Annotated in this window: 11 protein-coding genes; 10 read left to right on the top strand and 1 reads right to left on the bottom strand. The window is 36.3% G+C overall.

What is annotated here, in order from left to right:
* The first annotated feature begins 2 nt into the window (after positions 1-2).
* The 9 genes from ACEVFT_RS13605 to ACEVFT_RS13565 all read left to right on the top strand — a co-directional run bounded on the left by ACEVFT_RS13605 (position 3) and on the right by ACEVFT_RS13565 (position 11458).
* Positions 3-1430: a reverse transcriptase domain-containing protein gene (locus tag ACEVFT_RS13605; protein WP_393950314.1), complete on the top strand. Its 1428-nt coding sequence runs from the start codon at positions 3-5 to the stop codon at positions 1428-1430.
* A 383-nt stretch (positions 1431-1813) separates the two neighbouring features.
* Positions 1814-1963: a hypothetical protein gene (locus ACEVFT_RS13600; RefSeq protein ID WP_347723990.1), complete on the top strand. Its 150-nt coding sequence runs from the start codon at positions 1814-1816 to the stop codon at positions 1961-1963.
* A 590-nt stretch (positions 1964-2553) separates the two neighbouring features.
* A complete protein-coding gene (locus ACEVFT_RS13595) occupies positions 2554-3840 on the top strand; it encodes an S-layer homology domain-containing protein (protein WP_393950313.1) in 1287 nt (428 codons plus the stop codon).
* Positions 3841-4486: 646 nt separating this feature from the next.
* Positions 4487-5035, top strand: coding sequence for a helix-turn-helix domain-containing protein (locus tag ACEVFT_RS13590; RefSeq protein ID WP_205445365.1), 549 nt, complete (start codon positions 4487-4489; stop codon positions 5033-5035).
* 138 nt (positions 5036-5173) lie between these two features.
* Positions 5174-6430, top strand: a complete 1257-nt coding sequence (locus ACEVFT_RS13585) for a hydroxymethylglutaryl-CoA reductase, degradative (protein ID WP_393950311.1) — start codon at positions 5174-5176, stop codon at positions 6428-6430.
* A gap of 3 nt (positions 6431-6433) precedes the next feature.
* On the top strand, positions 6434-6874 hold the full coding sequence (locus ACEVFT_RS13580) for a hypothetical protein (protein WP_205445362.1): 441 nt from the start codon (positions 6434-6436) through the stop codon (positions 6872-6874).
* A complete protein-coding gene (locus ACEVFT_RS13575) occupies positions 6871-8226 on the top strand; it encodes a tripartite tricarboxylate transporter permease (RefSeq protein WP_205445360.1) in 1356 nt (451 codons plus the stop codon). The genes ACEVFT_RS13580 and ACEVFT_RS13575 overlap by 4 nt, the downstream gene beginning before the upstream one ends.
* Before the next feature lie 19 nt (positions 8227-8245).
* The gene (locus ACEVFT_RS13570) at positions 8246-9142 is read left to right on the top strand and encodes a hydroxymethylglutaryl-CoA lyase (protein ID WP_393950308.1); all 897 of its coding nucleotides are present in this window, start codon (positions 8246-8248) and stop codon (positions 9140-9142) included.
* A gap of 360 nt (positions 9143-9502) precedes the next feature.
* A complete protein-coding gene (locus tag ACEVFT_RS13565) occupies positions 9503-11458 on the top strand; it encodes an AraC family transcriptional regulator (protein WP_393950307.1) in 1956 nt (651 codons plus the stop codon).
* Between the two features lie 222 nt (positions 11459-11680).
* Here ACEVFT_RS13565 and ACEVFT_RS13560 read toward each other — a convergent pair whose 3' ends face one another.
* Positions 11681-12412, bottom strand: a complete 732-nt coding sequence (locus ACEVFT_RS13560; protein WP_393950305.1) for a response regulator transcription factor — start codon at positions 12410-12412, stop codon at positions 11681-11683.
* Positions 12413-12542: 130 nt separating this feature from the next.
* Between ACEVFT_RS13560 and ACEVFT_RS13555 the strand changes: the two genes are divergently transcribed.
* The gene (locus tag ACEVFT_RS13555; protein WP_393950304.1) at positions 12543-14003 is read left to right on the top strand and encodes an amidase; all 1461 of its coding nucleotides are present in this window, start codon (positions 12543-12545) and stop codon (positions 14001-14003) included.
* The last annotated feature ends 122 nt before the right edge of the window (positions 14004-14125 follow it).

The raw sequence follows: 14125 nt of genomic DNA, 5'->3' as shown, positions 1-14125 counted from the left end.
TTATGGAAGAAAAAAATTTTTTTGAAAAAATAGTGATAAAAGAAAATATTAAAAATGTATTTGAAGAATATGTTGCTCAAAAGACTGATAATTTGACTGAGGAAAAAAAAGTGAAAGTCCCAGAAGGTCTAGATAATATCGATTACATCCTATTTCAAAAAAACCTTCCTCATCAGATAGATATGATTTATAAAAGAATTAGAAGAGGAAATTACTTTTTTTATCCTTTAAGAGAGATAGAAATTTCTAAAGACCCTCAATTAAATATAGAAGAAGCAAAGAAGCTTGGGAAAACAAGAGTTTTATCAATTGCTACAATAAGAGATGTACTGACTCAAAAGATGTTATATGATTTTTTAAGCCCGATTACTGAAAGAGAATTTACTAAATTACCTTATGTGAGTTTTGCATATCGTAAGAATGTGAATGCCCAAAAGGCAGCTCAAAAAGTTTATAATGATTTAAATGAAGGATATATATACGCTTTGGATGCTGATTTAAAAGGTTTTTTTGATAATATACCTCATGATAAACTTTACGATCAGATTAAGATTTTCTTTAATGATATGCCAAAAATCCAAAAACTTTTATATCGTTTTATTCATGTAGATAAGGGTTATAAAAGGAAGAATAAAAATAAGGTTATAAGAGTAAAAAGAAATGAAGGGATTCCTCAAGGTGGAATTATTTCGGGAATGCTAGCAAATATTTATTTACATCAATTTGACTGCTGGGTAATGTCGACATTAAAATCCAAACATAATATCAGATATACTAGGTATGCAGACGATTTTGTAATTTTAGCTAAATCCGAAAAAGATATTATTAAAGTAAAAGACGAGTGTGAAAAATATTTAAATAGTATTAAATTAACATTACATCCAGACCCTGAAAAAACTAAGATTAGTAAGGTGAATTGTAAGAGAGGAATAAACTTTGTTGGATTTACAATTTCCAATAGGCATATTAGTATCAAACAATCGAATGTTTTGAAGTTCAAAAAAAGAATTGAAAATATTTTAAATACGACAGATTTTAGTAAAAAGAGGTCCTTGGAACTTTTAAAGTTAAGAATGAGTTATAAATATTTTGGAAATGATTACAAAAAAAATAAATGCAAAAATTGTGGTGAATTTGAAAAATCTAGAAATTGGATGCGATTTTTTTTAGTTATTACAGACTATAATCAATTAAATACGCTAGATAATTGGGTATATAAATCAATTAATTATTATTATTTTCAGGCCACGGGAAAAAGGTTACCTAAAAACAGCTTGAAAAAATTTGATTTTCCATCTTTAGAAAAACTTTATTATGAGTATCGTAAACAGTTAAAAAAAGAAACAATGTCTTGTAAGTGTACAAGTATGAATCAGGATTTATACGCAACAGAAGATCCCTATAAAGAACTGTTTAATATATATCCATAACTTAATCAAAAATTCTTAAGTCTCCGTAAGCATTTTTATCAAACCTTATTAATTCCTTTGTAAGAGCCATTTTTGACCCTCGAAAATGCCCTTCAAACGTTGATATAATAAGGTTTTCTGTTTTATAGACTGAACACCCGCCGTCTCCATACATAAAAATGAGCAATATTGTAGCGCTAAATAAGAATAAAGGTATCATCATCTAAAATGTGTGTGGATACAGATATGTTAATATATCTGGCAAAGAATTATTTACTAAGCTTTTACTGAATTTAAAATTTAGCGGTACAACAATATAGTAAAAAGGTTTACATCAACAAAATAAGGTATACTATATTTGTTGAATAGGTTTCTTTAAAGGCAGAAAAAGTAGGTGAACCAAAGTGGGGAAATATCAATTGGATACTAAAGGTAAGATGGCTGTGGCAAAGTATCATGAAAAAAACAAGCCAGCTAAATTTGATAAAAAGCAGCAACTTGAGAAAATACGTGCGGAGTATTTGAAAAAGAAGCAAGAACAAACAGATCAATAATTGAATGAAAACATAGGAAGACTAAAATCTCCCTATGTTTTTCTTTGTTATTGGGGGTAGAATTTATTATTTTCCTAAACTGCAGATTCTTGACAGAAAACTTGTCATCAAATATCGATTCCTCATTAATTGATTTTGACATTTCTTGTCCCACCCTAGCATTTTTTATTTGCTTCCATAGGGAAGACAAACTCATTGGAAATACAAATAAATGATTTAATACATGGGAAAGTGATGACTTTTGAATGAGCTCATTATTTATATCGTACTAAAGCATAAGAAACCATTGAAAGTTTTAGAGAATTTATGAATGAAGTAAAGTGAATGAGCTCTAGTAACTCCCCCTTTATTTGCAAAGGTGAGAACGAGTCAACTAGAGTGAACTACCTCAAACAGCAGTGAAATATATCCAGAATTTACATAGTGTAGATTTGATGTATTCAAACTATAGACAAATTCAGTGAATTTTTTACAAAATCCCCCCCTTTTTTACTAAGCTCCTATTATGATACAAAATCCTCTTATGTAGAAAATATAATTATTGTAATTTAGTATAAATATGATTATTTTTGAAAACAGAGGAGCGTTATATGAGGAAAAAGTTACTATTACTAATGATTGTTTTAATTATTGCGATTAATAATCTTTACTTTGCATCGAATGTTTATGCAGCTGAAATGATTTTTAAAGATGTGGATCAAAAGCATTGGGCAGGCAAGGAAATCCAATACTTATCTCAACAAAATATTATTCAGGGAAATCCAGATGGGAGTTTTGCACCTAATGATAAATTAACGCGATTACAAATTGCGTTAATGGTTACGAGAGCGAAGGGATACAGTGTGATCGATCGACCTGACCCACAATTGGTTGATGTGAAAAATGAAGATGCTCATTTCGATATCATTTCTGCCGTCATGGCTGAAGGGGTTTTTGATGATGTTGTAAAGGGGCAAGAATTTAAACCGAACGCATTTGTGACAAGGGCAGAAATGTCATCAATTCTAACAGGAGCTTTTGAATTAAGTGGTCTTTCTTCACTTCAATTTAAGGATGTCACAACGAACGATTGGGCCTATTCGTCTATTCAGGCATTAGTGAACAATGAAATTGTTTTCGGTTTTGCGGATGGGACGTTTCAACCAGAACGCTTTTTAACAAGAGCAGAATTTGCCGTGATGATGGCGAGGGTATTAGATGAAACGTATCGTGTAGCACCAGAGCCGCCAAAAGCGCAAGCCCCTGCAGAAGAACCCAAGCTAAATAAAATGTACATAACGGTTCCAATTATTAAGCAAAATCCAGAATTGCCAAATGGCTGTGAAATAACGTCTTTAACAGCTGTTTTAAACTATTATGGATTTTCAACAAACAAAATGGAAATGGCAAATAATTATTTACCGAAGGAATCATTTACCTATCAGAATAATAAAAGATACGGTCCGAATCCTTATAAAGCCTATGCAGGTGACCCTCGTTTAGGGACAGGCTTCTTTTCTTATGCACCTCCCATTGTTGCTTCTGCAGAAAAATTTTTCATCGGAAGAACGACTAAATACACAGCAACTGATGTAAGTGGCAAGGAAAAAGAGTTTTTCTATGAGAAAATTAATCATAATGTTCCAGTAGTCATTTGGGTGACCTTGGATTTAAGTACGCCAAAAGTATCGTCTTCTTGGTATTTCAGTGATACAAAGGAATATTTTAAAGCACCGATTAATCTCCATGCTGTTGTGCTAGTTGGCTATAATGAGCTCAATAATACCGTTCATGTGATGAATCCGCTAAAAGGAAGAGTCTCACATAATGCCGATAAGTTTTTCAAAAGCTATAAAGAACTTGGAAGTCACGCGATGATTGTTGAGAGAAATAAATAGAGTAAAGCAAGGTTACAATGAGGCTTACGAAATTAATGAATGGTAAGGTTGTATAGTTAAAGGAATTATTATGATGCTAATAGTAGTTGGTAATATAACTATTGTAAAGAAGGATTGAAAAGAGAATATTCACATATTGCTAACGGTGAATGAAATGTAATGATAATTTATCTATCAATCCAAAGGTAAGATGGACAATAACAGTTGAAAATTTATTACCAAAATAGCTATGTTCACTTCTTTTTGCACTCGCACTACTGCAAAACTTAGCTACTTCACTAGACTATACCGTGCTCAATCAGCTTGATAGCGCATTAGAATGAGCGAAAAAATAAGGTGTTTACGTTTTATCTCCAAGAGCTACAACATAAGCTTATTACTGCTTACCCAAACTATTCATTGTGGAGCATGATGCAACAATTCCGAAAAGTACGATTCGCGGTATACAGACTAAGAAGATGTGAATGTCATCACTATAATGGTATAAGGGTGTGCTAAAAGTTTCGCTACTTTTAGCACACCCTTTTGTATTTAGTTGAACAGACGAAAATGATGGGGTGCTATACTCTCCGTATTTTTTTATCCATCATTTAAAAATATAGTATAGTTATTGTAAAAAACGAAATGATTGAGGGGACTGGAATAGATGAACTTACTAGAAGTTGGAGTAAAAATAAAGCAGATGCGGAAGAAAAATAAAATGTCTCAGGATGATTTAGCTTCGCAGATTAATTTAACGAAAAGCCATATTTCAAAAATAGAAAATGGCAAAGCGACACCGAGTCTGGTAACATTGTCCAAGATTGCAGAAATATTTGATGTGCCAATGGCTTGGTTTGTTATCCAGGATCAATTTGATGGCATTTCGATTGTCTCGAAAAAAGAGCGCAATGAGACTGTTGAAACGAATGAACTTGGCTATCAATATGAGCTGTTGGCGAATAAGAGTTATATGAGCAATATCAATCCTTCTATTGTTACTGTACATAATGGAGCGGAAAATTTAGCCCCTTATACACATGATAATGATGAATTTATTTATGTCATTTCGGGTAGTATCGTCTTGAAATATGATCATAAATTTTACAATTTAGAAGAGGGGGATTCTGCGTATTTTTCTGGGAAAAAGGAGCATATCTTTATTAACAATTCTGCGGAAAACTCAAAGGTATTAACGATTTATGTTGAGGATTAAATCTTTCCTTTAAACGTAAATATTATCGAAAATGCAAATTTCTTGTTTACAATACTATTCAGACAATTTACAATTGGTGTAATGTTATTCAACTAAGTTGAATTATATTACACTTTTTTTATTTTTGGGGGTATAGGGATGACTTCACGAATTAAAGGATTTTATTTACTTTCAGTAGAAGAGCGAATTAAGTTAATCGCTGAAAAATCAAATTTAACCAACGAGGAAGTTGAAGCTTTAAAAAGTGGAATTTCATTAGAGCTTGCAGATGCAATGGTTGAAAATGTTATTGGACATATTTCAGTGCCTCTAGGGGTAGCGGCCAACTTTAAGGTGAATGGCAAAGAGGTATTTATTCCGATGGCTACGGAAGAGCCGTCAGTAATCGCTGCGGCTAGTAATGCGGCACGTACAGCATATGAGTTAGGGGGTATTTTTACTTCCAGCTCGGGAACAGTTATGCGTGGACAGATTCAGGTATTAAATATTGAGGATCCTCATGCAGCGAGAGCGAAAATTTTTGAACATAAAGATGAGATTATCGAGCATTGTAATGAAAAAGATCCAACGTTAGTCAAGTTAGGCGGTGGAGTGAAGGATATAGAAGTACACTTAATCGACACAGCAAAAGAAACAATGGTTGTCGTCCATTTAATCGTAGATACGAAGGATGCAATGGGGGCAAACGCTGTCAATACAATGGCAGAATCTGTGTCACCATTAATCGAACGGATTACAAATGGACGAGTTGTGCTACGGATTATCTCAAATTTAGCAGATAAACGTATTGTCCGTGCGCGTGGTGAATTCTCAACAGAAATGCTTGGCGGTATAGAAATTGCCAAAAATATTGTAAGTGCTTACGAATTTGCAGATGCTGACCCGTATCGAGCTGCCACACATAATAAAGGGGTTATGAATGGTATCACAGCCGCAGTATTGGCATCGGGTAACGATACACGCGCTGTTGAGGCTGGTGCTCATGCCTATGCTGCTCGTTCTGGTAGATATCGTTCTTTAACAACGTGGGAGCTAAATAAAGCAGGCAATCTTGTTGGTACATTGGAATTGCCATTAGCTGTTGGTATTGTGGGAGGGGCTACGAAGACTCATCCAGTTGCAAAAGCAGCGCTAAAAATTATGGATGTGCAATCTGCAGAGGAGCTAGCCAGCTACATTGCCGCAGTTGGATTAGTAGAAAATCTAGCAAGCTTACGCGCACTTTCAGCAGAGGGTATTCAATCTGGTCATATGCGTTTGCATGCGAAAAACTTGGCTGTAATGGCTGGGGCAACAGGCGATATTATTGATCGTGTTGTGCAGCAGGCGGTAGAAGAGAAAGATTTCCGTTATGATCGTGTTTTAGAGATTACAAACTCTCTGCGAGGTGAATAAAACATGGCGAATACTCCATACAATGAGCAAAAAAATGTAGAGGAAAAAAAGTTTATTGAAATTTTAGGTGACACAGTTTCTGGTAATCAGTTAATTCTTTCAATTATTTTAAGCGTTGCCGCAAGCTTTTTAGGCTATCAGTTTGGCCAGTGGGTTTTTCCGAAGTTTGCAGACCCTCAAATGATTAACTCGTATTCATTGTTAACAGGCATTGCAGGTATTCTGATTGTTGTTGCTATTAATACGATTCTTTTTAAACCAAAACGTATTTTAGTAGAAGATGAAGCATCCAGTCATTCTTTAAAGGAAGCATTTGAAGATTTACAAATTGATATAGACGAGGAAATACGCTTAATCGAGGAAGATCCGGTGACAAAAAAAGAGCTCGAGGATTTTGGTATTCTTTCTAGCTTACAAGGCTTGAAAGGAGCGGATAAAAAATGAGTATTTATTTAATTGCTCTTCTATTTGCCCTTTTGGGTGCAGCAATCTTTACTGTCATTGGGCTTATTTCAGGTACAGATGAAACAGCGATTATGGTACCAATTACGCTGTTAGTTATTTTGCTGGGAGCGCCTCCTGAAGGGGTATTCGCCTTTTTCATGGCAGGCGTGTTAGCTAAGCACTTAACACATGCTGTACCAACTGCATTATTAGGTATTCCTGGGGACACAACAGCTGTACCTTTAATTGACCATGCCAATACATTACGCCGTTTAGGGATGCCCCACGTGGCGCTACGTAAAATGATTTCCGGCGGCGTTATCGGTGCATTTATCGCCCTACCAACAGCTGTACTTTTAGGTCAGTTTTTAGGTCAATTTGCCGACTTTTTTAAATCTTCATCAGGCATCATTTTTACACTTGCCGCTATTTTAATCGCGTTCTTTTCAAAAGGAAAATGGGCAAGTATATTAATCATTATCCCATTTGCGTTTTTCATTAAAGCTTTAGATAGCGTTAGCTTTGCGATGCTGGATAAACATTTAAGCATTACATTCTTTTTAGGAATTGCCATTGGACCAATGTTTTGTAATATTTTAATGGCGGCATCTTCTGTTGCTAAAAATGATCTAGCACGTAGTAAGCCAAATCAATATAATCTTGCTCCTGAAACGAAATCATGGAAAGGCTATTTCCCAAATCCATTTAAAATTTTATCGAAAAGGCAGACCATTTTTACGAGTATTACAACGTTTCTTTCCTCCCTCACATTTGTCTTCAGTCCTGTTGGGATGACGTCATTGATGGGGGAAATTGTAGGCTCTCGCACAAAAGGTGCCTATAAAAAATCAACAACGAGTCTTACTGTAATGAATGGTGTAACGGAATCGACTTATATTGCTGAAGCGATTATTCCATTAATTGCATTCGGTATTCCGTTAAGTCCAGTTGCACTTGGACCAGCATCACCTTTATTTAATGCACCACCGATTTTTACAGTAGATCCAGTAAACAACTTACACACGCTAATGTCTTCATGGGATTTTTTCATTTTTGGGTTAATCGGTATTAGTGTAGCTGCTTTAATTGCTTATCCATTTGCGATGAATTATGCACGTAAAGCGTCTGTATTAGTATTGAAATATATTAGCCAGGAAGCAATCGTAGCGATGTTCATCGGTTTAGCATTCTTGCTTGCCTATAACGAGGCGCAATTGCTAGGAGTAGTGTTAACATTTACAGTCGCAACTGTTGGTGGTTTATTAAATCGAATTTTAGGTGTAGGAGCCGGTGTGCAATTCATGGTATTCTACGCATCAAGTTGGATTATGCTACAACTGTTCGGCATTTAATTAAAGGAAGTGTATCTTGATGAACTTACCAAAAGCAGTGGAAATAAGAGAAGTAGGTCCGCGTGACGGCTTACAAAATGAGAAAATTTTTATTCCAACTGATTTGAAGGTGCAATGGATTAACTTAATAAGTGAAACAGGTGTCCGCCATATCGAGGTATCCTCTTTTGTTAGTCCAAAGTGGATACCGGCTTTAGCCGATCATCATGAAGTATTCGAGCAAATCACACGTCATGAAAAAATAACGTATGCAGCTCTTGTGCCCAATTTGAAAGGGATAGAAGGGGCCATCCAACAAAAGGTTGATGAAATTGCTTTATTTATTTCTGCTTCTGAGGAACATAATCAAAGTAATGTAAACGCTTCAATCAGCCAATCTTTGCAAAACTTAAAAGCTGTAGCTGAAGTAGCAAATCGTGAAGGTATATCGTTAAGAGGCTATATTTCAACTGTATTTGGCAGTCCGTTTGGTGACGAAGTAAAGCTTAAAAAAGTGAAGGAAATCATTGATGCCTATCTAGAAATGGGCGTTTCTGAAATTTCACTCGGCGATACAATTGGTATAGCAGACCCTGTACAAGTAAAGGCTATTTTATCAGAGCTGCTCACTCGATACGACCATGATTTGTTTGCCCTTCATTTTCATGATACGTATGGCCGTGCTTTAGCGAATATATTTGCAGCACTTGAACTCGGGATTACAAAATACGACAGTGCTATTGGTGGTTTGGGGGGGTGCCCCTATGCCCCTGGTGCAAGCGGCAATGTGTCAACGAATGATTTAGTAAATTTCCTACATCGTATAGGCGTGCAAACGAATATTGATGAAGATAAACTATTTACCGCTACACGATTTTTACAGCAGGCAATAAATAGACAGCTTGATAGTAAAGTGTATAAAGTGCAAAGTAATTAAGTAAAAGAATGGGACCGCACCCCTATAGTTAGAATCAAAATCAGAACTGCACCACCAATTGTTAGACACACTCTACCAATTGATGATGCAGTTTTTTCTATGGGGAAATTTCCTGCTGAGAAAAAAATAGAGGCTGTTTTAAGCTATTTGAAATCATAAATAAATTACACACAACGGTGTAACAAGCTACGTCCTTAATTGGAATTCTTCATCTAGTCAGAAATGATTTGACTGTCCTTGACATATCTTGAAACAAAAATCAAAATGAGAATGATTATCATAAATAATTTCAATTGTAATATGCATGGGAAGGAGCAATCTAATGGACTGGGTAGATAGTAGTCGTTACGTGGTTTTATTATGAATATAGGTGAACAAATTCAATTGTGGAATCAAGTTGACATTCGTGTACTCGACATTCGGATAAAACGAATAGGGCGCGGCGATGTGATTTGTGATTATGTAACACCAGCAAGCATGTTTATGTTTGTGGCAAATGGCCATGCTGAACTGTGGACAAACGATGAAGTATGGCTATCCGAACGGTTTCATTTAATACATATCGGCAAGGGGCAGCGGATAACGGTTCAATCCACTGACTTTCTTGACACCTACATGATTTTATACAATGCTTCTTTACCCGCTTCAGCATTGCGGGAGTTTCATATGATGATGCAAACAGACAATCCATTTATGCAAAGCTGGGCAGTGTCACCATCCGAACCGCTCGTTATGCTGGAGATGCTAGAAACAATGCTTACCGACTGGCAACAAATAGACAATGGGCAGATAGACAAAGAGAAAAACATGAAGGATGTCCATGAATTGAGAAAACTGAAGGCCAAGGGGGAATTCATCCGTTTCGTACATGCAACGTTACAGGAGCGGCTGGAGCATGCTCACGCCCCATCTCTAACAGAACAAGTTGTCCGCTATATCGCAAAAAATTATCGTGGTATGATTTCTATGGAGCAGTTGGCCCAGCAAATGAATTACACTCCACAGTACGTTTCGAGGAAATTCAAAGAGCAGATGGGATGCAGTCCACTTGATTATACGATTCGATTACGCATAGACTTGGCGCGAAAATTGCTGTGTGATACCGAAGCGACGCTACAGGAAGTAGCTGCTTATGTTGGATATCCAGACACGGTCTATTTTAACCGTATGTTTAAGAAACAAACAGGCATAACTCCAGGAGAATACCGCAAGCAATATCAGTATATAGGTTCGAAAGATACAATGAATAGGTCAAATCTGTCCATTGTTGCACCACATCCAGCAATGTATCATTTAAATGGTAATGATATTCATTATCAATTAATGTTAGATGGAGGAAATGATATGGAAATTAGAAAGAAAAATCTATTAGCGATGGCACTATTGTGTCTGACTATGGTCGCATCAGGATGTGGAACATCATCAGAAGGGGCTAACGGAAATAGTGGTGCAACAAAATCGAATCAAGTAAAGTCAGAGGCACCTGCCAACATCCAAATGCGAACAATTAAGACGGCACTCGGAGATGTAGAAGTGCCTATACAACCACAACGTATAGCAGCACCTGCCTATTTAGGAACGGTGTTGGCACTTGACGTCCAACCAGTTGCATCTGATTTTTTATTGATGGAAAGCCCGTATTTAGAAGGGATGCTTGATGGTGTAACGGATGTAGGAGATTCGCTAGAAGCACTGGTTGAATTGAAACCAGATTTAATCATTACAAATATTAATAAAGAAGAAACAGTGGACAAATATTCACTCATCGCGCCAACCGTGGCTATGCCTTATAATAGCTTTGAAACGATTCAGGAGGAAATGCGTTATTTCGGTGATTTATTAGACAAAAAGGATGTAGCTGAACAATGGATTACCGATTTTGAGAGTCGCACTGGTAAATTACGTGATGAAGTTCAAGCTGCACTTGGTGAGGGAGAGACAGTTTCCATCATGCAGGAGTATGATGGAAAGGTATTCTTATTCGGATCAAAGTCTGGACGCGGCGGTCGAATTATGTATGAAATATTAGGTGCGAATCCACCCTCAACGGTTCCAGAACATATGCTAGCTGAATCATTTTACGAGTTTTCGCTAGAAATGCTTCCTGAATATACTGGAGATTATTTGGTTTTAACAACAAAATCAACGTTGGAGGAACTGCAGGCTGATCCGATTTGGGGTAACTTGCCTGCGATTCGAGATGGAAAAGTATACTTGTGGACGGAAAGTGAGTCATGGTTTAGAGACCCAATTGCAGTAGAAGGACAAATAGACAATTTAGCTAAATGGATTATTGAAACTGCCAAAACAAAATAAAAGTGTAGCTAATGAACATCTATGATAAATAAATATCAAACATGATAGAAAAGAGACATTTTGATCTTGGAAATGTCTCTTTTCTAATGTCAATTTAGAAAATATTATATATACCCTTATAGTCCAAATGACAAATCATATCTATAAGGCTCCAGTTTGTAGAAGAGTTCAATGTCACAATATGTGGGTATCGAACAGGAAATTATTCTTTGGAGGAACCTACTAAACATGATCAATATACTTCAAACACTTTGCTAGTAGCTGGGTGCGATTGGTTACTTGAAACTTTCTATATAGGTTTTGAAGATGTTTTTTAATCGTATTTTCACTGACGAATAATTGCTGGGCGATTTCTCCATTTTTCAAGCCTTTGAAAACAAAGTTTAAAACTTCTCTTTCTCGTTCCGTCATTTTAAATAGGATGGAGGGCTGTGAATAGTGATGAAGGGAATACATATTTTCGATATTTCTTTTCAAATACACTAATTTTAAAATATCTTTTTCATTAAATAACTTTTCTCCTGTTTTCCTTAAAAAGCCAATAACCGCTACGAGCTTATTGTCTACCCTCAAATACATCGCCATTTCATCTTCATAGCGATTTTCTTTTAAAAAAACTTCTTTATAGTGGGTTTGTTTTTGCAGACACATAACTTCATTCCTATTCATTAGCTGAATGGAATGCTGTGTACCTATATTTTGAGGGTGTAATGGATCAAATTTTTGATATATTTGTAAATAATCATTAATCGTATGACCCTCTATATTTAAAAGCACAGGAGCATCTAATTCATTATTCGATATTTCCCAAAATAACATATGGTGATAGCCGAGATGCTGACTTAATGTATGCAATAGTTCATGTTTAAAACTTTCATTACTTTGTTTCACATTCATATTCGAAATATGATAGCTCGCTTTAAGAATGTTTTCTAGATCATTTTCCAAAAACATGAAAACACCTCGTTTCTCTATTATGCATTTATATTCTACTTAAAACAGAATTATCCTTTCGGGTAATATCTTAATTTTAGAATATTCAGTACATTGTAATTGCAAGATGACTACTATACGAGGTGATGATATGAATTTACAAGAGTATGCATCATATGACGGTATTGGGTTGGCAGAGTTAGTAAAATCAAAGGAAGTAACACCACAGGAGTTAAAGGAGCTAGCGTTAGAAGGAATAAAAAAAGTAAATCCATCCATTAATGCGGTCGTTAGTGTGTTAGAAGAGCAGGCTGACAAAGCAATTGAGAAGGTTGATGAAAATGCTCCGTTTTCAGGTGTTCCATTTTTAATTAAAGAGCTTGTGTTACATGCAGAGGGTGTACCGCATAGTATGGGGAGTCGTATAGGGGAAAATACGATTATTCCGGTCGATAGTGAATTAATGGCGCGTTTTAGAAAGGCTGGCTTGATTTTAGCAGGTACTACGACAACACCTGAGTTTGGCTATAATGCAGCTACTGAAGCGGTTATTTATGGTGCAACGCGCAATCCATGGAATTTAAATCATAGTCCAGGTGGTTCGAGTGGTGGATCAGCAGCAGCTGTTGCGAGTGGTATTGTGCCAATCGCTCATGCCAATGATGGCGGTGGTTCTATTCGTATTCCCGCTTCCTGTAGTGGGCTAGTTGGATTGAAACCTACACGAGGAAGAGTTCCCGCTGGTCCATTTAATAGTGAGCCTTTAAATGGTATTGCCATTGAGTTCGCTGTGACTCGTACAATTCGTGATACAGCGGTGCTACTGGATCAAGTAGCAGGCCCTGATTTAGGGAGCTATTCCAAATTAGAAGTAACGCATGCACCGTATGGACAACTTATCCAAGAAAAAGTGCGCCCTCTAAAAATTGCTTGGACAACTGAAGCAAATTCTGGGGCATTTGTCGATCCGGAATGTATAGAAGCAGTTCATAAAACAGCCCAAGTTTTAAAAGACCTAGGACACGAAGTAGTAGAAGCGCGTCCGAAATATGAACAAGCATCATTTACAAAGGCGACGGTTGATATTTGGACAGCAAATATTTATCAAATGATTAAGGGTGCCGCAGCGGGAACTGGTAAAGCAGTTTCTCCAGACAATATTGAAGCAGCCATTTGGAAATGCTATGAATATGGTGGTCATTTAAAGGCGGCTGATTTATTGGAAGCTATTCATACAAATGCAGTCGTTTCACGTCAAGTTGCAAGCTTCTTTGAAGACTATGACATTTTATTGAGTCCAACAATTGGCACGCTTCCTGCTAAAATTGGTGAATTAAATGCGAACAATCCTAACATTTCAGCTGTTGAATGGACGGAGCAAATTTTCACGTATGCACCGTTTACAAATTTATTTAATGCTACAGGTCAGCCTTCCTTATCATTGCCTTTAGCAGAAAGTAAATCAGGCTTACCAATTGGTCTACAAATGACAGGTAAATTTGCAGATGAATTGACGTTATTACAGCTAGGTAGACAATTAGAAGAAGCAATGCCTTGGAAAGACCTTAAACCAGTAGTACATGTCAGTGAACAGCCTCAACCAGCAGTATAATATAGCATCAACGCACTTAGCATAGACTAGGTGCGTTTTCTTGACGTAATTTTGAAGCTTCCTCAAAAGCAGGTCTTCATCCTGACCTTAAACTCATATACATAAAATAAAAGCTAATAGGA

The sequence above is a fragment of the Lysinibacillus sp. PWR01 genome (assembly GCF_043359455.1).
Taxonomy (GTDB): Bacteria; Bacillota; Bacilli; order Bacillales_A; family Planococcaceae; genus Lysinibacillus; species Lysinibacillus fusiformis_F.
This window is presented reverse-complemented; position numbering and strand designations above follow the sequence as displayed.

What these genes read in the sequence shown, in the direction of transcription:
- ACEVFT_RS13555 (WP_393950304.1), top strand. Translation starts at nt 12,543, where the DNA reads ATGAATTTACAAGAGTATGCATCATATGACGGTATTGGGTTGGCAGAG.
- ACEVFT_RS13570 (WP_393950308.1), top strand. Translation starts at nt 8,246, where the DNA reads ATGAACTTACCAAAAGCAGTGGAAATAAGAGAAGTAGGTCCGCGTGAC.
- ACEVFT_RS13605 (WP_393950314.1), top strand. Translation starts at nt 3, where the DNA reads ATGGAAGAAAAAAATTTTTTTGAAAAAATAGTGATAAAAGAAAATATT.
- ACEVFT_RS13585 (WP_393950311.1), top strand. Translation starts at nt 5,174, where the DNA reads ATGACTTCACGAATTAAAGGATTTTATTTACTTTCAGTAGAAGAGCGA.
- ACEVFT_RS13565 (WP_393950307.1), top strand. Translation starts at nt 9,503, where the DNA reads ATGAATATAGGTGAACAAATTCAATTGTGGAATCAAGTTGACATTCGT.
- ACEVFT_RS13595 (WP_393950313.1), top strand. Translation starts at nt 2,554, where the DNA reads ATGAGGAAAAAGTTACTATTACTAATGATTGTTTTAATTATTGCGATT.
- ACEVFT_RS13560 (WP_393950305.1), bottom strand. Translation starts at nt 12,412, where the DNA reads ATGTTTTTGGAAAATGATCTAGAAAACATTCTTAAAGCGAGCTATCAT.
- ACEVFT_RS13580 (WP_205445362.1), top strand. Translation starts at nt 6,434, where the DNA reads ATGGCGAATACTCCATACAATGAGCAAAAAAATGTAGAGGAAAAAAAG.
- ACEVFT_RS13590 (WP_205445365.1), top strand. Translation starts at nt 4,487, where the DNA reads ATGAACTTACTAGAAGTTGGAGTAAAAATAAAGCAGATGCGGAAGAAA.
- ACEVFT_RS13575 (WP_205445360.1), top strand. Translation starts at nt 6,871, where the DNA reads ATGAGTATTTATTTAATTGCTCTTCTATTTGCCCTTTTGGGTGCAGCA.